Genomic DNA, 19,512 nt, shown 5'->3' on the forward strand with positions numbered 1-19,512 from the left:
CCCTTGGGGTCGGGTGCCCGCGCATCCGTAGTCCCCATGCCACACAGGTGAACCAATGCCACCGCTGCGTGTCAGCGGTGTCCGCATGCTGGAATGAGCTATCCACTTTCCGAGAAGCCAGCCATCATGTAACCTGCACGAAATTTCGCGGAGGGCCAACGTCGTCCCTCGGCTGCTGCATATGCCACGACGACGACGGGAGAGCCGATGCGTTCCGACGCCTGGTCGCCCATGGACGGTCGCCCCGCTCCGCAGGGGATGTACGACCCCCGTAACGAACACGACGCCTGTGGTGTCGGGTTCGTGGCCACCCTGACCGGTGTAGCCAGCCACGCGCTGGTCGAGCAGGCGCTGACCGTACTGCGCAATCTCGAGCACCGCGGCGCCACCGGCTCCGAGCCCGACTCCGGAGACGGCGCCGGCATCCTGTTCCAGGTCCCGGACGCCTTCCTGCGCGAGGTCACCGACTTCGACCTGCCCGCCGCCGGCGCCTACGCCGTCGGTATCGCGTTCCTCCCTGCCGACGGCTCCGCACAGGCCGTCTCGCAGATCGAGACGATCGCGTTCGAGGAGGGTCTGAACGTCCTCGGCTGGCGCGAGGTCCCCGTCGCCCCCGAGCTGCTCGGCGCCTCCGCCCGCTCCACGATGCCCGTCTTCCGTCAGCTCTTCGTGGCCGACGGCAGCAGCGAGGGCATCGCGCTGGACCGCAAGGCGTTCGTGCTGCGCAAGCGCGCCGAGCGTGAGGCGGGGACGTACTTCCCGTCGCTCTCCGCCCGCACCATCGTCTACAAGGGCATGCTGACCACCGGCCAACTTGAGCCCTTCTTCCCGGACCTGTCGGACCGCCGCTGCGCCACCGCCGTGGCCCTGGTCCACTCCCGGTTCTCCACCAACACCTTCCCGAGCTGGCCGCTGGCCCACCCGTACCGCTTCGTCGCGCACAACGGCGAGATCAACACGGTCAAGGGCAACCGCAACTGGATGGTGGCCCGCGAGTCCCAGCTCGTCTCCGACCTCTTCGGCGAGGGAAGCCTGGAGCGGATCTTCCCGATCTGCACCCCGGACGCCTCCGACTCCGCCTCCTTCGACGAGGTCCTGGAGCTGCTCCACCTCGGTGGGCGTTCCCTCCCGCACAGCGTCCTGATGATGGTCCCCGAGGCGTGGGAGAACCACGACTCCATGGACCCGGCCCGGCGCGCGTTCTACCAGTACCACTCCACGATGATGGAGCCCTGGGACGGCCCGGCCTGCGTCACCTTCACCGACGGCGTCCAGGTCGGCGCGGTCCTCGACCGCAACGGTCTGCGCCCCGGCCGCTACTGGGTCACCGACGAGGGCCTCGTCGTCCTCTCCTCCGAGGTCGGCGTCCTCGACATCGACCCCGCCAAGGTCGTCCGCAAGGGCCGTCTGCAGCCCGGCAAGATGTTCCTCGTCGACACCGCCGAGCACCGGATCATCGAGGACGACGAGATCAAGGCCGGCCTCGCCGCCGAGAACCCGTACGCCGAGTGGCTGGAGACCGGCGAGATCACGCTCGAGGACCTCCCCGAGCGCGAGCACATCGTCCACACCCACGCCTCGGTCACCCGCCGCCAGCAGACCTTCGGCTACACCGAGGAAGAGCTCCGCGTCATCCTCGCCCCGATGGCCCGCACCGGCGGTGAGCCGCTCGGCTCCATGGGCACGGACTCGCCGATCGCGGCCCTGTCCGAGCGCCCCCGGCTGCTCTTCGACTACTTCACCCAGCTCTTCGCGCAGGTCACCAACCCGCCGCTGGACGCGATCCGCGAGGAGCTCGTCACCTCGCTGCACTCCTCGCTGGGCCCGCAGGGGAACCTCCTCGAGCCGACCGCCGCGTCGTGCCGCAGCGTCACCCTGCCCTTCCCGGTGATCGACAACGACGAGCTGGCCAAGCTCATCCACATCAACGCCGACGGCGACATGCCCGGCATGAAGGCCGCGACCCTGTCCGGTCTGTACCGGGTCTCCGGCGGCGGCGACGCGCTCGCCGCCCGCATCGAGGAGATCTGCGCCGAGGCCGACGCGGCGATCGAGGGCGGCGCCCGCCTGATCGTCCTCTCCGACCGGCACTCCGACGCCGAGCACGCGCCGATCCCGTCGCTGCTGCTCACCGCGGCCGTCCACCACCACCTCATCCGTACCAAGCAGCGCACCCAGGTGGGTCTGCTGGTCGAGGCCGGCGACGTCCGCGAGGTCCACCACGTGGCCCTCCTCATCGGTTACGGCGCCGCCGCCGTCAACCCGTACCTGGCGATGGAGTCGGTCGAGGACCTGGTCCGCGCCGGCACCTTCATCGAGGGCCTGGAGCCCGAGCAGGCCATCCGGAACCTGATCTACGCGCTCGGCAAGGGCGTCCTCAAGGTCATGTCCAAGATGGGCATCTCGACCGTCGCCTCCTACCGCGGCGCGCAGGTCTTCGAGGCCGTCGGCCTCGACACGGCCTTCGTCGAGAAGTACTTCAACGGCACGGCCACCAAGATCGGCGGCGCCGGCCTCGACGTCGTCGCCAAGGAGGTCGCCGCCCGCCACGCCAAGGCGTACCCCGCCTCCGGCGTCCCCTCCGCGCACCGCGCGCTGGACATCGGTGGCGAGTACCAGTGGCGCCGCGAGGGCGAGCCGCACCTGTTCGACCCGGAGACCGTCTTCCGCCTGCAGCACGCCACGCGCAACAAGCGGTACGACATCTTCAAGAAGTACACGGACCGGGTGAACGAGCAGTCCGAGCGCCTGATGACGCTCCGCGGCCTGTTCGGCTTCACCTCGGACCGCCCGTCGATCTCCATCGACGAGGTCGAGTCGGTCTCCGAGATCGTCAAGCGGTTCTCGACGGGCGCCATGTCGTACGGCTCCATCTCCCGCGAGGCGCACGAGACCCTCGCCATCGCCATGAACCAGCTGGGCGGCAAGTCCAACACCGGTGAGGGCGGCGAGGACCCGGAGCGCCTCTACGACCCGGCGCGCCGCTCCTCCATCAAGCAGGTCGCCTCCGGCCGCTTCGGTGTGACGAGCGAGTACCTGGTCAACGCGGACGACATCCAGATCAAGATGGCCCAGGGCGCCAAGCCCGGCGAGGGCGGCCAGCTGCCCGGCCACAAGGTCTACCCGTGGGTCGCCAAGACCCGGCACAGCACGCCCGGTGTCGGTCTGATCTCCCCGCCGCCGCACCACGACATCTACTCCATCGAGGACCTGGCTCAGCTGATCCACGACCTCAAGAACGCCAACCCGGCCGCGCGTATCCACGTGAAGCTGGTCTCCGAGGTCGGTGTCGGCACGGTCGCCGCGGGTGTCTCCAAGGCCCACGCGGACGTCGTCCTCATCTCCGGCCACGACGGCGGTACGGGCGCCTCGCCGCTCACCTCGCTGAAGCACGCGGGCGGTCCCTGGGAGCTCGGCCTCGCCGAGACCCAGCAGACGCTGCTGCTCAACGGTCTGCGCGACCGGATCGTCGTCCAGACGGACGGACAGCTCAAGACCGGCCGTGACGTCGTCATCGCCGCGCTGCTGGGCGCCGAGGAGTTCGGTTTCGCGACCGCGCCGCTCGTCGTCTCCGGCTGCGTCATGATGCGCGTCTGCCACCTGGACACCTGCCCGGTCGGCATCGCCACGCAGAACCCGGTCCTGCGCGACCGCTTCTCCGGCAAGCCCGAGTTCGTCGTCAACTTCTTCGAGTTCATCGCCGAGGAGGTCCGCGAGATCCTCGCCGAGCTGGGCTTCCGTACGCTCGAAGAGGCCGTCGGCCACGCCGAGCTGCTCGACACCAGCCGCGCCGTCACGCACTGGAAGGCGCAGGGCCTGGACCTGGCCCCGCTCTTCCACGTGCCCGAGCTGCCCGAGGGCGCGGTCCGCCACGCCCTGATCGAGCAGGACCACGGACTGGAGAAGGCCCTCGACAACGAGCTGATCGAGCTCGCCGCCGAGGCGCTGGGCGCGGCGACGGCCGAGGAGGCCCAGCCGGTCCGGGCCCAGGTCGCGATCCGCAACATCAACCGGACGGTCGGCACCATGCTCGGCCACGAGGTGACGAAGAAGTTCGGCGGCGCGGGTCTGCCGGCCGACACCATCGACATCACCTTCACCGGCTCCGCCGGCCAGTCGTTCGGCGCCTTCCTGCCGAGCGGTGTCACGCTCCGTCTGGAGGGCGACGCCAACGACTACGTCGGCAAGGGCCTCTCCGGCGGTCGCGTCGTCGTCCGCCCGGACCGTGGCGCCGACCACCTGGCCGAGTACTCGACCATCGCGGGCAACACCATCGCGTACGGCGCGACCGGCGGCGAGCTGTTCCTGCGCGGCCGCACCGGTGAGCGCTTCTGCGTCCGCAACTCCGGCGCGCTGGTCGTCTCGGAGGGCGTGGGCGACCACGGCTGCGAGTACATGACCGGCGGCAGCGCGGTCGTCCTCGGTGAGACGGGCCGCAACTTCGCGGCCGGTATGTCGGGCGGTGTCGCGTACGTCGTCGACCTCGACCGGGACAACGTCAACTCCGGCAACCTGTCCGCCGTCGAGGCACTCACGGACTCCGACAAGCAGTGGCTGCACGACGTCGTGCGCCGCCACCACGAGGAGACCGGCTCGACGGTCGCGGAAAAGCTTCTTGCCGACTGGTCCGTGAACGTGGACCGCTTCAGCAAGATCATCCCGACCACGTACAAGGCAGTGCTCGCCGCCAAGGACGCCGCTGAGCTCGCCGGTCTCTCCGAGGCCGAGACCACCGAGAAGATGATGGAGGCGGCGACCAATGGCTGACCCCAAGGGCTTCCTGACCACCGGGCGCGAAGTCGCCAAGACCCGTCCGGTGGGCGAGCGCGTCAAGGACTTCAACGAGGTCTACGTTCCCGGCTCCCTGCTGCCGATCATCAGCAAGCAGGCCGGCCGCTGCATGGACTGCGGCATCCCGTTCTGCCACAACGGCTGCCCGCTCGGGAACCTGATCCCCGAGTGGAACGACTACGCCTACCGCGAGGACTGGGCGCAGGCCTCCGAGCGGCTGCACGCCACGAACAACTTCCCGGAGTTCACCGGCCGTCTGTGCCCGGCTCCGTGCGAGGCCGCGTGCGTGCTCGGCATCAACCAGCCGGCCGTCACCATCAAGAACGTCGAAGTCTCCATCATCGACAAGGCGTGGGACGCGAACGACGTCAAGCCGCAGGCGCCCGAGCGGCTGTCCGGCAAGACCGTCGCCGTGATCGGCTCGGGCCCGGCGGGTCTCGCCGCCGCCCAGCAGCTGACCCGGGCCGGCCACACGGTCGCCGTGTTCGAGCGCGCCGACCGCATCGGCGGCCTCCTTCGCTACGGCATCCCCGAGTTCAAGATGGAGAAGCGGCACATCAACCGCCGCATCGAGCAGATGCGGGCGGAGGGCACGAAGTTCCGCACGGGCGTGGAGATCGGCCGCGACATCACGGCGACCGACCTGCGCAAGCGGTACGACGCCGTCGTCATCGCCGCGGGCGCCACGACCGCGCGTGACCTGCCGGTCCCGGGCCGGGAGCTGTCCGGCATCCACCAGGCGATGGAGTACCTGCCGCTCGCCAACAAGGTCGTCGAGGGCGACTTCGTGGCCGCGCCGATCACGGCCGAGGGCAAGCACGTGGTCGTCATCGGCGGCGGCGACACGGGCGCGGACTGCGTGGGCACGGCCCACCGCCAGGGCGCGGCCTCGGTCACGCAGCTGGAGATCATGCCGCGTCCGGGCGAGGACCGGGCGGCCGGCCAGCCGTGGCCGACGTTCCCGATGCTGTACAAGGTCACCTCCGCGCACGAGGAGGGCGGCGAGCGGGTCTACTCCGTCTCCACCACCCACTTCGAGGGCGACGAGGACGGCAACGTCCAGTTCCTGCACCTGGTCGAGGTCGAGTTCGTCGACGGCAAGCTGACGCAGAAGCCGGGCACGGAGCGGAAGATCCCGGCGCAGCTGGTCACGCTCGCGATGGGCTTCACGGGTACGGACGTGGAGAACGGCCTGGTCGCGCAGTTTGGTCTGGACCTCGACGAGCGCGGTAACATCGCCCGTGACGCGGACTTCGCCACCAACGTCGGTGGCGTGTTCGTGGCCGGTGACGCGGGTCGCGGCCAGTCGCTGATCGTCTGGGCGATCGCCGAGGGCCGCTCGGCGGCCCGCGGAGTCGACCGCTTCCTGACGGGCGCGAGCGACCTCCCGGCCCCGATCCGCCCGACGGACCGTGCCCTGACGGTCTGATCCACCCCACACACGTCCCGTACAACGACGTACGGAACTGAGCGCGGCGCCCCCCGAATGTCCCCGACCGGACGACTGGGTGGGCGCCGCGGTGCGTTTTCCGTACCGGGGAGGGTGGGGGAGAGCCGCCGGTCGGGTCCGGCGGACGGAGTCCGGCGCAGCCGGTCGAAGCCCGCGAGGCCGGAACAGCTCGATCTGCCGGCGGAGCTCGTCCTGCCGCTGGTGGAGCTCATGGACGACGAGGGACGGCAGCGGATCTTCGCCCTGCCCACCTTCCAGGACCAGCAGACGTAGGTCTGTGCAGCTCTACTGCGAGCTCATCCGGTGCGGGTGCGACGGGTCCGCCGGGCAGACGAACGCCCGGTACTCGTCGCGCGCCGCGCTGATCCCGGTCGGCCCGTAGAGGTCAGGCGGCCGCGTGCCGTCCCAGGCGTCCTGCGCCTCGTCGTACGGCACCCAACTCCGCGCTCCTCCAAAGGAGTCGATCGTCAGCAGCAGCCGCATCTCCGTGCCGCAGGCGCCGCAGTACACCCGCATGAGATCCGTCCTGTGCCAGGAGTCCCAGCCGCCGATCTTCCAGCCGGGCGCGAGGGAGAGATCGTACTGGTACCAGGGCGCCGCGTCCCCGGCCCGTTCCTGGAAGGCGTCCTCCCAGGCGTCGATCCGCTCGACCAGCTCCCCGGGAAGGTAGTCCACGAAGGGGTACTCGACGACCTGCTCGGGGAAGAGGACGCACGGGTTCGGCAGAAACTCCTTCCGCTCCACGATCGCCGGTTCCGGTTGCTCCGACAGCAGCTCCGTCACGTCCGCGGCCCGTCGCCACCGCAGCCGGGTCGAGGGGCCGTAGTCGTAGAACGACGCGTCGTCATGTCCCCTGAACGGACACCACAGCACCTGGAGCAGGTCCCTCCCGGGCGGCGCGAACGTCGCCAGGTCTGGCACGTCCCGGACGTAGAACTGGGCCAGGGCGAGCAGAGGGAGCGGGGAGCCGTCGTGCCGGTCCGGTTGGTAGCCGGACAAGGTCATCTCGTCCAGCTCCGCGCGTTCGGCCTCGGTGTACGGCAGTTGGCCGGTGTCGTCCGCGCGGGGGCGCGCCCAGGCAGCGGCGACCATCCGCTCGTACCGGCGGGCCCGCTCCGGCCGTACACCCGACGCCTCGCCGTGGTCCGTCCCGCACACCGGCCACGCCTCGTCCGCGGGCCACAGGAACGGCCCGCCCACCGAACTGTCGGCCGCCGTCGGCGCGCCCGCCCGCGGATGCAGCAGCGTCGCGGTGCGGGCGTACGCCTTCAGCTCGGGGAAGGGGATGGTGATGTCGAGCGGTCGGTACGGGGTGGTCGGCCTCATTCGCACAGGCTAGCGAGCCAGGCCGCCGCGCCGGCCAGGGCCGCGTCCGCTTCCGGAAGCACGCCCCTCGCCCCCAGGAAGCCGTGGAAGACCCCCGTGTGCAGCTGGACCTGGGCGCGGACCCCCGCCGACGACAGCCGCCGGGCGTACGCCAGCCCCTCGTCCCGCAGCAGGTCGCAGTCGGCCAGCACGACGAGCGTGGGCGGCAGGCCGGCGAGGTCGGGGGCGAGGCCGGGGGAGGCGGCGACGGGGTCGCCGTCCGGGCCCAGGTACTGCTCCCAGTACCAGCGCATATGGGCCGTGGTGTGGAAGAAGCCCTCCGCGTACGCCTCCGCCGAGACGGAGTCCAGCCGGTGGTCGAGGACCGGGTAGAACAGCAGCTGGCCGGCGACCGGCGGCCCGCCCTTGTCCCGGGCGCGCAGCGCGGCGCCCGCCGCCAAGGTCCCGCCGCTGGAGTCGCCCGCGACGAAGAGGGGGCGGCCCGCATACTCCGAGGCCGCCCACTCCAGGACCGTGGACACGTCGTCCTCGGCCGCGGGGAAGCGGTGTTCGGGGGCGCGGCGGTAGTCGGCGGACACCACCAACGCACCCGTGCGGGTGGCTAGTTCGCGGCAAAGCCCGTCGTGCGTGTCCAGGTCGCAGAGGACCCAGCCGCCCCCGTGGGCGAAGACGATGACGGGGCCGGAGCTCGGTGCGGAGCTCGCGGCGGGGCCGGGGCCGTACAGCCGTACGCGTACGCCGTTCGCCGTCGTCTCCCGGGAAGGCGGCACCTCCCGTACCCCCGCCCGCGCCGCCGCCCGCAGTCCCTCCGGGGAGCCCGGGCCCGGGAAGCCCGCCGACATCGCCTCGCACAGCGTCCGGGCCGCCGGGGTCAGTGGATCCGTCATCCGGTCGTCAGCCCTCCGTCCACCGTGAACTCCGCACCCGTCATGTACGAGGAGGCGTCCGAGACCAGGAAGGCGATCAGCTCCCCGACCTCCTCCGCCCGGCCCATCCGGCCGAGCGGGACGTGCGACCAGTCCCTGCCCGCCACCGCCGCCGTCATCGGCGTGTCGACGGCCCCCGGGTGTACCGAGTTGACGCGGATCCCGTACCGCGCCAGGTCGAGCGCCGAGGAGCGGGTCAGGCCGCGCAGCCCGAACTTGCTGGAGCCGTACGCCGCGTGGCCCGGTATGCCGACCAGGCCGGCCGTCGACGACACGTTCACGATCGAGCCGCCGCCCGCCTCGCGCAGCGCCGGTACGACCGCCTGGATGCCGAGGAACGGTCCCAACAGGTTGACTCTGAGAAGGAGTTCGAAGTTCTCGTACGTCTCCGACTCCACCGGGGCCGTCCGCCACAGCGCCGCGTTGTTGACCAGCGCGTCGATCCGCCCGTACGCGGTGACGGCGGCCGAGGCGACCTCTCGCCAGTCCTCGGCGGAGGTCACGTCGTGGCGTACGAACACCCCGGCGTCGCCCAGCTCCGCCGCGACCGCCCGGCCCTCCTCCTCCCGTACGTCCGTGCAGACGACCCGCGCGCCTGCCGCCACCAGCAGCCGGGCCTCCGCCGCGCCCTGGCCGCGCGCCGCGCCCGTGACGATCACGACCTTGCCGGACGGGGAGTTCACGAGGCCGCCCCCGAGCGCGCGCGGAAGTGCGGGATGACCTTCTCGCCCCACTGGCGGATGGTCTCCATGCAGACCTCCTGGGGCACCGTGCCCATCTGGATCAGGCACATCACCTCGTCGACCCCGATCTCGCGCAGCTGCTCGACGTACGCGATGGCGGTGTCGGCGTCCCCGTAGGCGTGATCGGTGTTGTACGTGCCGGTGTCGACCGGGCGGGCCGGGATGTTCGCCTCGTGGAGGCGGGCGACCAGCTCCTCGCGGCGGCGCTCCAGCGCGCCCGTGTGGTCCTCGTCCTCCGCGTAGCCGGTCGGGGCCGGGGCGTTGCCGTACCAGTGGGCGATCGACTCGGCGAAGAAGCGCTGGCCGCGCGTGCCGAGGCGCAGCGCCCGCTCCGCGTCGTCCAGGACGATCGTCGGGCAGAGCGCCGAGAAGTGGTCGTTGACCTCGGAGGAGACGAGCCGGGAGCCGTCGCGTACGGCGATGGCGTCGTCGTACACCTTGCGCATCGCACGGACGTCGTCGGCGCCGGCGAAGCCCATCACCAGTGCCCCGATGCCGAGTTCGGCGGCGAGCTCGAGGGTGTCGTGCTTCGAGCAGGCCATGAAGAGGGGAGGGTGCGGGTCCTGCACCGGCCGGGGCAGGATCGCGCCGGGGCCGATGTCGATCGAGCCGTGCCACTCGAACTCCTCCTCGCGCCAGGCGTGGGAGAAGATCCGCAGGGCCTCCTCCATCTGCGGATACGTGTCCTCGGGGCGTACCCCGTACATCCGCATCTCCTGGCGGGTCGCGCCGCGTCCGGCGCCGATGTCCACCCGTCCGCCGCTGAGGACGTCGAGCATCGCGGCGCGCTCGGCCACCCGCACCGGGTGCTGGTAGCCGAAGGGCATGGTGACCACGCCGTGGCCGATGCGGATGCGTTCGGTGCGGGCGGCGACCCAGGTCAGGAAGATCTCGGAGGCGCTCATGTGCGCGTACTGGGTGAGGGAGTGGTGCTCGACCGCCCAGATCCGGTCGAAGCCCATCTTCTCGGCGTGGACGGCCTGTTCGACGCAGTCGTGGATGACCTGGCGCTCGCGCTCCGGGGTCGGGTCGACGAGCTGGGCCTCGAAGATCATCGAGAACTTCACAGTGAACTCCTCTATTTCGAATAGGAATACTTCTAGCAGGCATACTGAGGGTGCGGAAGGGGAGCCGTAGACTTCGGTCCGTGGCGGACATGACGACGGCAGGCCAGGAAGAGCATCCGGAGATCCCGGCGTTCCCGGCGACCAGCTGGGCGGTGCTCGGACTGCTCTCCTTCGGTGAGGAGCTGTCCGGCTACGACCTCAAGAAGTGGTCCGACTGGTCCCTGCGCTTCTTCTACTGGAGCCCGTCGTTCAGCCAGATCTACAGCGAGCTCAAGCGCCTGGAGAAGGCCGGCTTCGCCACCTCGCGGATGGTCGCCCAGGAGACGGGCAGCCGCGACAAGCGGGTCTACCGGATCACGGACGACGGCATGGCCGCCGTCCGCACCTGGGCCCGCACGGTGCCGGTCGACCCGCCGGTGCTCAAACACGGGCCGATGCTCCGGCTGTGGCTCGGGCATCTCCTCGAGCCCGAGCAGATGCGTGAAGTCCTCGCCCGCCACCGGGAGTTCGCCGAGACCATGCGGCTGCGCGCCGAGGCCGACGTGGAGGGGGCGAAGGTCGAGGAGGCGTGGGCGTACCCCACGCTCACCCTCAAGTGGGCCGAGCGGTACTACGCCTCCGAGCGCGATCTGGCGGACGCCATGCTCGCGGACATCGAGGAGCTGGAGAAGGCGCGCGCGGCCAAGGGTGCGGGTGCCGCCAAGGCCTCGGGCGAGGGCAAGCGCCCGTAGGTGCGCCGGAAGTAGAGCAGCGGGCCGGTGTCCCGGTGCGCGGTCAGGGCGGTGACCCGGCCGAGGGCGATGGCGTGGTCGCCGCCGTCCAGGACCGCGTCGAGCGTGCACTCGACGGTCGCGAGCACGCCCTCGACGAGCGGTGCGCCGTCGGAGCCGGGCCGCCACGCCGTACCGGCGAACTTGTCGCCGCCCGTCATCGCGAAGCGCCGGCACAGCTCCTCCTGATCGGCGGCGAGCACGTTCACCGCGAACCGGCCCGCCGCCCGGATCCGCGGCCAGGTCGCCGAGGTGTGCGCCGGGCAGAAGCAGACCAACGGCGGATCGAGCGAGACGGACGAGAACGACTGCACCGCCATGCCGACGGGCCGCCCGTCCTCCGGGTCGAGCGCGGTCACGACCGCGACACCCGTGCAGAAGCCGGCCAGTGCGGACTTCATGTCCATGGGATCCATGGGACCTCCTGAGGAATGTTTCTACTAGGTATATGCCTAACCGAAACACCTGTGATTGGATACCCGCCACGCTCGCACGTCAAGTAGGGAGGTTCAGTGATCAGTCCCCAGCAAGTGCCACAGCAACTACCCCGCACACTGGCCGAGTTGCCCGCCTGGGCCGCCGCCGCGCACCCGGATCCGACCCTCGAGGCGCTCGTCGACGGCGAGGTCCGCTGGACCTTCCGGCAGCTGCGCGACGCGATCGACGCCGCCGCGAGCGCCGCCCTCGCCCACGGCATCCGAGGCGGCGACCGGGTCGCGATCTGGGCCCCCAACAGCCGCCACTGGATCGCCGCCGCACTCGGCGCGGTCGCCGTCGGCGCAGTGCTCGTCCCGGTCAACACCCGCTACAAGCCCGCCGAGGCCGCCGACATCGTGCGCCGCAGCGGCGCCGAAGTCCTCTTCACCGAACACGACTTCCTCGGCACCGACTACAAATCCGCCCTCCATGCCTCCGGCGAGGACCTCGGCGCCCTCCGCTCGACCCTCACCCTCCACGGCCCCGACTGGGACGCCTACCTCGCCGCCGGCGCCACGGTCCCCGACAGCGAACGGATCGCCCGCGCCGCCGCCGTCCACCCCGACGACCTCTGCGACATCCTCTACACCTCCGGCACCACCGGTCGCTCCAAGGGGGTGATGACCACCCACGCCCAGACCCTGCGCGTCTACGCCGACTGGTCCCGCCTCGTCGGCCTGCGGCCCGGCGATCGATACCTGCTGGTCAACCCCTTCTTCCACACCTTCGGCTACAAGGCGGGCGTCCTGGCCTGTCTGCTCAACGGCGTCACCATGCTCCCCGAGGCCGTCTACGACGCCGACCGCGTCCTGGAACGGATGGCGGCCGAACGCGTCACCTGTCTGATGGGGCCGCCCACCGTTTTCCACGGCCTCGTCCACCACCCGCGCCGCGCCGCGCACGACCTGTCCGCGCTCCGCCTCGCCGGGACCGGCGCGGCCACCGTCCCCGCCGCGCTCGTCGAGGAGATACGGACCGAGCTCGGCGCGCCCGACGTCTTCACCGCCTACGGGCTCACCGAGTCCTGCGGCGTCGTCTCCGTCTGCCCCACCGACGCCGACGCCCACACGGTCGCCCACACCGTCGGGCTGCCCCTGCCCGGCACCGAGATCCGGATCGCCTCACCGCTCGGGCAGCCGCTCGGCCCGGGGGAGCACGGCGAGATCCAGATCCGCGGCCACCACGTCATGCGCGGCTACCTCGACGACCCCGCCGCCACCGCCGAGGCGGTGGCGGACGGCGGCTGGCTGCGCACCGGGGACATCGGCACCCTCGACGAGCGCGGCTACCTCGCCGTCACCGACCGGCTCAAGGACATGTACGTGGTCGGCGGCTTCAACGCCTACCCGGCCGAGATCGAGAACGTCCTGCTGTGCCACGAGGCCGTGCGTGACGCGGCGGTGGTCGGCGCGCCCGACGCCCGCCTCGGCGAGGTCGGGGTCGCGTTCGTGGTCACGGACGGGGTCCTCGACGAGGACGAACTGACCGCCTGGGCCCGGGAACGGCTCGCCAACTTCAAGGTGCCCCGCCGTTTCGTCCTCGTACCGGAGCTCCCGCGCAACGCGGGCGGGAAGCTCCTCAAGGGCGCACTGCGGCGCGCCGCGAGAGGAGAGGACGCATGAGGCAGACGCGTGAGCAGGAGGAACTGAGGGCGGCGGTACGGTCGGTCCTCGCCCGCCACGAGGGCGCGGCGGCCTGGGCGCCGCTCACCGAACAGATCGGCGTGACGGCCCTCGCCGTACCGGAGGCGTACGGCGGACTCGGCTGCGGTTCCGCGGAAATCGCGGTGGTGGCAGGGGAGTTGGGGAGGGCGCTGAGCCCCGCCCCGTATCTGGGCTCGGCCGTCCTGACCGTGACCGCGCTCCTCTCCTCGGGCGACTGGGAGGCCTGCGCCCGGCTCCTCCCCGGGCTCGCGGACGGCTCGGCGGTCGGGGCGCTCGCGTGGGCGGAGGCGGGCGGCTGGGAGCCGGCGGCGATCGGGGCGGTGGCGGAGGCGTCGTGTCTCTCCGGCCGCAAGGAGTACGTCCTCGCCGGCCCCGCCCGTCCCGACGTACACCTCGCCTTCGCCCGCGAGGAAGGGCGCCTCGGCCTCTACGAACTCCTCGGCCCGGGCGTCACGTTCACCCCCGTCACCACCCTGGACCGCACCCGGCCCCTCGCCCGCGTCGACCTCGACCGGGCCCCGGCCCGCCTCCTGGCCGCCGACGGGGAGGCCGTCCTCGCGCGGGTACGGGACGTGGCCGCGACCGTCCTCGCCGCCGAGCAGGTCGGCGGCGCCGAACGCGCCTTGGAGGAGACCGTGCGCCACGTGACGCGGCGGGTCCAGTTCGGGCGGCCCGTCGGCTCCTTCCAGGCCGTGAAGCACCGGCTCGCCGACCTGTACGCCACCGTCGAGGCCGCCCGCTCCCTCGCCCTCGCCGCCGCGCACGCCGACGCCGAACCGCTGGCCGCCGCGGCCGCGAAGTCCGTCTGCTCCGAGGCGTACGAGACGGTGGCCGGCGAGATGATCCAGCTCCACGGGGGGATCGGGATCACCTGGGAACACCCGGCGCACGACCACCTCAAGCGCGCCCACGGCTCCGCCCGGCTCTTCGGCCCGCCCGCCGCGCACCGGAGCCGTATCGCCGTGACACTCGGACTCGCCGCCGCCACCTGATCCCGTACGGACTGCCCTCGTACGGACTGCCGTCGTACGGACCGATCCGGTACGGACTGCTCCCGTACGGACTGCTCCCGTACGGGCTGATCCCCTACGGGTGATCACGTACGCTCGGGAGTCCGTACGGGAGGAGTCCGTACGGGATGTGGGAGGGGGAGCCGTCCGTGGCACTGAGTCTGCGCAAGGTCGAGGAAACCGCACCGGCGCTGGTGAGTCTCTACAAGTCGGCGGGGGTCTCCCTCCGGAAACACGGCATGGACGGGCAGCGCGTCGCCGTCTACCTCGTGGTCGACTACTCGGGCTCGATGAAGCCGTACTACCAGGACGGCAGCGTCCAGGCCCTGGCCGACCGGGTGTTGGGGCTCTCGGCCAACCTGGACGACGACGGGCGGGTGCCGGTGGTCTTCTTCTCCACCGACATCGACGCCGAGACCGACATCGCGCTCGCCGACCACCAGGGTCGGATCGACCGGATCGTCGCCGGGCTCGGCCACATGGGCAAGACCAGCTACCACCTGGCGATGGACGCGGTCATCGACCACTACCTCGACAGCGGCGCCACCGCGCCCGCGCTCGTCGTCTTCCAGACCGACGGCGGACCGATCAACAAGCTGGCCGCCGAGCGGTACTTGTGCAAGGCGGCGAAGCTGCCGATCTTCTGGCAGTTCATCGGTTTCGGCGACCCGGGCAGCCGACAGTTCGAATTCCTGCGGAAACTGGACGAGTTGGCCGTACCGGCCAAGCGGCCGGTGGACAACGCCGGGTTCTTCCACGCCGGGAAGGACCCGCGCCAGGTCCCGGACGCGGAGCTGTACGACCGGATCGTCGCCGAATTCCCCGCCTGGCTGAACGCGGCCCGGGCACAGGCCATCGTCCGGTCGTGAGGTCCAGGAGTCCCTGAGTCCCTCGCGCCCGTCCGACGCGGCGTGCGTCCCCACCGCGATCGGGAAATCTCCTGGCCGGACGGATGTTGACCAGGCGATAGTGGCGTCATGGCATCTCTTGTGCGACACGTGACGATCGACTGCGCCGACGCGTACACCCTCGCGACCTTCTGGGCCGCCGTACTGGACTCCAAGGTCTCGGACGACGACCAGCCCGGCGACGAGGAGGCGCTGGTCGAGACGCCCGGCGCCGGCCTGCTCTTCATCCGGGTACCGGAGAAGAAGTCGGTCAAGAACCGGGTCCATCTCGACCTCCAGCCGCAGGACCGCAGCCGTGACGAGGAGGTCGAGCGGGTGCTCGCGCTCGGCGCCACGCTGGTCGACGACCACCGGAAGCCGGACGGTACGGGGTGGGCGTTGCTGGCCGACCCGGAGGGGAACGAGTTCTGCGTGGAGCGGTCCGCCGCCGAGCGCGCGGAGTAATCCAGACAGAAGACGTCGGGTATCCGGTGTTTCCTGGAACCATGGGAGACACCGGAACCGGACACACCTGGGCTGCCTTCGAGGCCGCCGAACCCGAGCTCGCCGCGACCGTGCGGGAGCGCTTCGGGCAGCACACCCACCATGTGCTCGGCACCCTGCGGAAGGACGGCTCGCCCCGGCTCAGCGGGATCGAGGCGGACTTCCGCTGGGGCGAGCTGTGGCTCGGCATGATGCCGAACTCGCGCAAGGCGCTCGACCTGCGGCGCGACCCGCGCTTCTCGCTGCTCGCCAACCCGGGAGCCGGGACGGACATGGGCGGCGGTGACGTGCGGATCTCCGGGCGGGCGGTCGAGGTCACGGACCCGAAGACGCTGGAGCGGTACGCGGAGGCGGTCGGCATGCCGCTGCCGTTCCATGTCTTCCGGGTGGAGCCGGCGGAGGTCGTGCGTACCTTCGTCGACGGGGACGACCTGGTCGTCCGCACCTGGTCGCCGGGGCGGCCGGTGCGGACGATCCGGCGCGGTACGGACGACAGCCCGCCGCGCGAGGAGTCATGAGCCGCCGTACGCCTCGATGACCCGGGCCCGGCACCAGGCCGGCGTGCCCCAGGCGTCGCGGAGGGGCCGGGCCTTGCGCAGCCAGAGGGAGAGGTCGAGCTCCTCGGTGTAGCCGACGGCGCCGTGGATCTGCAGGGCGGTACGGGCGGCCGCGTAGGCCGCCTCGCCGGCCGTGACCTTCGCGGCGGCGAGATCGGCGCTGTCGAGGGTGAGCGCGGCGCCGAAGAGGAGCGGTCGGGCGAACTCGAGGGCGAGCAGGGTGTCGGCCAGGCGGTGCTTGACCGCCTGGAAGGACCCGATCTCGGTGCCGAACTGCCGGCGCTGCTTGGCGTACGCGACGGTGCGGTCGAGGAGCGCGAGCCCGACGCCGAGGGCTTGCGCGGCGGTCGCGAGCATGGCCCAGTCGTGGGCGTGCGCGGCCGCCTCCCGCACGGCGGGCCCGGCGGCCAGCAGCTCCCCGCCGGGGGTGGGGCGGGCGAGGCGGCGGGCGGGGTCGGTGGATGCGTGTACGTCGTGATGCCCGGGGGCGAGCCAGAGTTCGTCGCCCCGGACGACGAGGACGACGTCGGCCGCGTCGGCATCAAGCGCGAGTCCCTCCGTCGTGGCCCTTCGCCCGGCTGCGACGGCGCCCACCCCCGTTGTGGGCAACTGTTCCGCCGGGGCGGAACGGGTGGGCACAACGGACGGTGCCCCTGCCGGGCCCAGGCTCCCGGTGCCTGCGGTGCCCACGGGTGCGGCGCCGTCGTGGGTTGTGCCCACCCTCCCCCAGACTCCGTCCGGGGGGACCCCCATCGCCCTGCGGAACGCCTGCCCACAACCCGCGTGCGGGTCGAGGGTGGGATCCGTCCCTGCGGGACGCGTGCTCGCGGCGGGGTTGAGGGTGGGATCCGACCCTGCGGAACGACTGCCCACCCCCGCGTGCGGGTCGAGGGTGGGGATCGTCAGGGTCGCCAGCGTTTCGCCCCTCGCCAGGGACGGAAGGAATCGCTTCGCCGGGGCCGACTCGCCCCCTCGCGCCAAGGTCGACAGCAGTGCCGACGCCGCCGCCGTTTCCACCGCCGGGCCCGGCACCCCGTGGCGGCCCAACTCCACGAAGACCGTCGCCAGTTCGATGGGGAGCGGGCCCACGCCCTCGTACGGCTCCGGGACCGCGAGGGCCCAGACGCCCGCCTGCGCGAGGCGGGACCACAGGGCGCGGCCCGGCCCGTGGTCACCCCCGGCCCACGCCCGTATCGTCGTCGGCGTGTCCGCCGCCGTCAGCATCGCGTCCAGTGACCGCGCGAAGTCGCGCTGTTCGTCCGTCGGCAGGAATCGCATCAGCGCCGCCCCTTCGGCAGGCCGAGCAGTCGCTCGGCGATGATGTCGCGCTGGATCTCGTTCGTGCCCGCGTAGATCGGGCCCGCGAGGGAGAAGACGTAGCCCTCTGCCCACGCGCCGTCCGCCGACTCCGCCTCCCCGCCCAGCAGATCGAGCGCCGTCTCGTGCAGCGCGATGTCGTACTCCGACCAGAAGACCTTGTTCAGGCTCGACTCCGCCCCGATCTCCCCCACTCTCGGCTCCGCTCGAGCGGGGGCACCCCCAGCCCCCGCCGCGAAGCGCGAGGCGCCGCCGGCCGTGAAGAGCTGGTACGCCCGCGCCCCGATCACCGCGTCCGCGACCCGGTCCCGCAGCCCCCGGTCCGAACCCGTCTCCCGCCACAGCCGTACGAGACGGTCGGCGGCGGCCAGGAAGCGGCCGGGGGAGCGGAGCATCAGACCGCGCTCGTTGCCGGTCGTGGACATCGCGATCCGCCAGCCCTGGCCGGGCTCGCCGATCACGTCCTCGTCCGGCACGAAGACCTCGTCGAGGAAGAGCTCCGCGAAGGCCGGTTTCCCGTCGAGCCGTCCGATCGGCCGGACCGTCACACCCGGCGCCCGCAGGTCGAACATCAGATATGTCAGCCCCCGGTGCGGCCTGGCGGGGTCGGTCTGCGGGTCGGTGCGGAAGATGCCGAAGGCCCGGTCCGCGAAGGCCGCCCGCGAGGACCAGGTCTTCTGCCCGGACAGCAGCCAGCCGCCCTCCGCCTTCACCGCCCGCGAGGTCAGCGAGGCCAGGTCCGAACCCGACTCCGGCTCCGACCAGGCCTGCGCCCAGACGACCTCGCCGGTCGCCATCGACGGCAGCACCCGGGCCCGTTGCTCCTCCGTCGCGTGGTCGAAGAGGGTGGGGGCGAGGAGGTTGATGCCGTTCTGCGAGACCCGGCCCGGCGCCCCCGCCGCGTAGTACTCCTCCTCGAAGATCAGCCAGCGGAAGATGTCGGCGTCCCGGCCCCCGTACCGCTCCGGCCAGGACACCACCGACCAGCGGTCGGCGGCCAGTTCGGCCTCCCAGGTACGATGCGCGGCGAAGCCCTCCTCGGTCTCGAGGGACGGCAGTGGTACGGCCGGGACGTGGGACCGGAGCCACTCCCTGGCCTCTGCGCGGAACGCATCCTCCTCGGCGCTGTACGACAGGTCCATCAGACGCCCGCCTCCTTCATCGCCGCCACGTCCATGCCTCCGAGCGCGTCCGTGGCGGTCTCCGTGTTGTGCGCGTGGGCGAGCTGGTGCAGTCCGAAGACGGAGTCCATGCCCGCGTGCATCCCCTGGAGGTCCTCCGCCTGGTTCACCGCCCGCTTGGTCAGGGCGAGGCCGAGCCGCGGCATCTCCGCGATCCGCAGCGCCAACCGCTCGGTCTCGCCGTCGAGTTCCTCGCCCGGGACGAGCCGGTTGACCATGCCGATCTCGTACGCCCGGCGGGCCGTCATCCGGTCCCCGGTGTAGAGGAACTCCTTGGCGATCCGCGGCGGCATCACCCACGGGTGCGCGAAGTACTCGACGCCCGGAATGCCCATCCGTACCACCGGGTCGGCGAAGAACGCGTCCTCGCTCGCCACGATCAGGTCGCACACCCAGGCCAGCATCAACCCGCCCGCCACGCACGCCCCTTGGACCGAGGCGACGACCGGCTTGGGCAGCTCGCGCCAGCGCCGGCACATACCCAGGTAGACCTCGGACTCGCGGGCGAAACGGGATTCGGCGCCCTGCCGGTCGGAGTGGTCCCACCACAGTCCGGCGCGCCGTTCGAAGGGGAGATGGGCGTCGCGTTCGGGGGTGCCGATGTCGTGGCCCGCGGAGAAGTGGTCGCCCGCCCCGGCGAGCACGATCACCTTGACGTCGGTGTCCGCCGCCGCCCGGTAGAACGCGTCGTCCAGGGCGTAGGTCATCGCGGAGTTCTGGGCGTTGCGGTAGCGGGGCCGGTTCATCGTCACGTACGCGACGGGGCCGCGACGCTCGTACAGCACGGGCATCTCTCGCCCTCCTTCCCTAACAAGTGTTTGGTAGGTTAACGTACGGCCATG

At 71.6% G+C, this 19,512-nt stretch carries 16 protein-coding genes and 1 pseudogene; 9 read left to right on the forward strand and 8 right to left on the reverse strand.

The genetic code is table 11. From position 1 onward, the window contains the following. Positions 1–207: 207 nt before the first annotated feature. The 3 genes from gltB to ACFV9D_RS20610 all read left to right on the forward strand — a co-directional run bounded on the left by gltB (position 208) and on the right by ACFV9D_RS20610 (position 6,514). Positions 208–4,767 carry a glutamate synthase large subunit gene (gene gltB / locus ACFV9D_RS20600; RefSeq protein ID WP_385147880.1) on the forward strand — a complete coding sequence of 1,520 codons (4,560 nt, stop codon included), beginning with the start codon at positions 208–210 and terminating at the stop codon, positions 4,765–4,767. Continuing rightward, a complete protein-coding gene (locus ACFV9D_RS20605) occupies positions 4,760–6,220 on the forward strand; it encodes a glutamate synthase subunit beta (protein ID WP_385147883.1) in 1,461 nt (486 codons plus the stop codon). The genes gltB and ACFV9D_RS20605 overlap by 8 nt, the downstream gene beginning before the upstream one ends. A 114-nt stretch (positions 6,221–6,334) precedes the next feature. Next, positions 6,335–6,514: a hypothetical protein gene (locus tag ACFV9D_RS20610; RefSeq protein ID WP_385147886.1), complete on the forward strand. Its 180-nt coding sequence runs from the start codon at positions 6,335–6,337 to the stop codon at positions 6,512–6,514. Between the two features lie 12 nt (positions 6,515–6,526). On the opposite strand, the gene ACFV9D_RS20615 is transcribed toward ACFV9D_RS20610, so the two are convergent. Genes ACFV9D_RS20615 through ACFV9D_RS20630 form a run of 4 tightly spaced genes read right to left on the reverse strand, consistent with a single transcriptional unit; the run spans position 6,527 to position 10,303 of the window. Beyond that, positions 6,527–7,567, reverse strand: a complete 1,041-nt coding sequence (locus ACFV9D_RS20615) for a hypothetical protein (protein ID WP_385147889.1) — start codon at positions 7,565–7,567, stop codon at positions 6,527–6,529. Then, positions 7,564–8,454: an alpha/beta hydrolase gene (locus ACFV9D_RS20620; protein WP_385147892.1), complete on the reverse strand. Its 891-nt coding sequence runs from the start codon at positions 8,452–8,454 to the stop codon at positions 7,564–7,566. Before ACFV9D_RS20620 ends, ACFV9D_RS20615 begins: the two co-directional genes overlap by 4 nt. Further along, complete coding sequence (locus tag ACFV9D_RS20625; RefSeq protein WP_385147895.1) at positions 8,451–9,176, reverse strand: glucose 1-dehydrogenase; 726 nt, start codon at positions 9,174–9,176, stop codon at positions 8,451–8,453. The genes ACFV9D_RS20620 and ACFV9D_RS20625 overlap by 4 nt, the downstream gene beginning before the upstream one ends. Beyond that, positions 9,173–10,303, reverse strand: coding sequence for an LLM class flavin-dependent oxidoreductase (locus ACFV9D_RS20630; protein ID WP_385147898.1), 1,131 nt, complete (start codon positions 10,301–10,303; stop codon positions 9,173–9,175). Before ACFV9D_RS20630 ends, ACFV9D_RS20625 begins: the two co-directional genes overlap by 4 nt. An 89-nt stretch (positions 10,304–10,392) precedes the next feature. On the opposite strand from ACFV9D_RS20630, the gene ACFV9D_RS20635 reads away from it, so the two are divergent. Then, the gene (locus ACFV9D_RS20635; protein WP_385148191.1) at positions 10,393–11,034 is read left to right on the forward strand and encodes a PadR family transcriptional regulator; all 642 of its coding nucleotides are present in this window, start codon (positions 10,393–10,395) and stop codon (positions 11,032–11,034) included. A 47-nt stretch (positions 11,035–11,081) separates the two neighbouring features. Here ACFV9D_RS20635 and ACFV9D_RS20640 read toward each other — a convergent pair. Further along, positions 11,082–11,489, reverse strand: a pseudogene (locus ACFV9D_RS20640) (flavin reductase family protein); the annotation flags it as partial. Between the two features lie 147 nt (positions 11,490–11,636). Here ACFV9D_RS20640 and ACFV9D_RS20645 point away from each other — a divergent pair. The 5 genes from ACFV9D_RS20645 (at position 11,637) to ACFV9D_RS20665 (ending at position 16,133) form a co-directional block, all read left to right on the forward strand. Then, positions 11,637–13,172 carry a FadD3 family acyl-CoA ligase gene (locus tag ACFV9D_RS20645; RefSeq protein WP_385147901.1) on the forward strand — a complete coding sequence of 512 codons (1,536 nt, stop codon included), beginning with the start codon at positions 11,637–11,639 and terminating at the stop codon, positions 13,170–13,172. Further along, positions 13,169–14,206, forward strand: coding sequence for an acyl-CoA dehydrogenase family protein (locus ACFV9D_RS20650; protein ID WP_385147904.1), 1,038 nt, complete (start codon positions 13,169–13,171; stop codon positions 14,204–14,206). The genes ACFV9D_RS20645 and ACFV9D_RS20650 overlap by 4 nt, the downstream gene beginning before the upstream one ends. Before the next feature lie 146 nt (positions 14,207–14,352). Further along, positions 14,353–15,093, forward strand: a complete 741-nt coding sequence (locus ACFV9D_RS20655; protein WP_385147907.1) for a VWA domain-containing protein — start codon at positions 14,353–14,355, stop codon at positions 15,091–15,093. A 108-nt stretch (positions 15,094–15,201) separates the two neighbouring features. After that, complete coding sequence (locus ACFV9D_RS20660) at positions 15,202–15,576, forward strand: VOC family protein (protein WP_385147909.1); 375 nt, start codon at positions 15,202–15,204, stop codon at positions 15,574–15,576. 41 nt (positions 15,577–15,617) lie between these two features. Further along, the gene (locus ACFV9D_RS20665) at positions 15,618–16,133 is read left to right on the forward strand and encodes a pyridoxamine 5'-phosphate oxidase family protein (protein ID WP_385147912.1); all 516 of its coding nucleotides are present in this window, start codon (positions 15,618–15,620) and stop codon (positions 16,131–16,133) included. On the opposite strand, the gene ACFV9D_RS20670 is transcribed toward ACFV9D_RS20665, so the two are convergent. Genes ACFV9D_RS20670 through ACFV9D_RS20680 form a run of 3 tightly spaced genes read right to left on the reverse strand, consistent with a single transcriptional unit; the run spans position 16,128 to position 19,461 of the window. After that, positions 16,128–17,450, reverse strand: coding sequence for an acyl-CoA dehydrogenase family protein (locus ACFV9D_RS20670; protein WP_385147915.1), 1,323 nt, complete (start codon positions 17,448–17,450; stop codon positions 16,128–16,130). The two genes, ACFV9D_RS20665 and ACFV9D_RS20670, sit on opposite strands and share 6 nt — an antisense overlap. Beyond that, positions 17,450–18,631, reverse strand: a complete 1,182-nt coding sequence (locus ACFV9D_RS20675) for an acyl-CoA dehydrogenase family protein (RefSeq protein WP_385147918.1) — start codon at positions 18,629–18,631, stop codon at positions 17,450–17,452. The genes ACFV9D_RS20670 and ACFV9D_RS20675 overlap by 1 nt, the downstream gene beginning before the upstream one ends. After that, on the reverse strand, positions 18,631–19,461 hold the full coding sequence (locus ACFV9D_RS20680) for an enoyl-CoA hydratase (protein ID WP_385147921.1): 831 nt from the start codon (positions 19,459–19,461) through the stop codon (positions 18,631–18,633). Before ACFV9D_RS20680 ends, ACFV9D_RS20675 begins: the two co-directional genes overlap by 1 nt. Between the last annotated feature and the right edge of the window lie 51 nt (positions 19,462–19,512).

It is taken from the genome of Streptomyces sp. NPDC059875 (assembly GCF_042731085.1).
Taxonomy (GTDB): domain Bacteria; phylum Actinomycetota; class Actinomycetes; order Streptomycetales; family Streptomycetaceae; genus Streptomyces.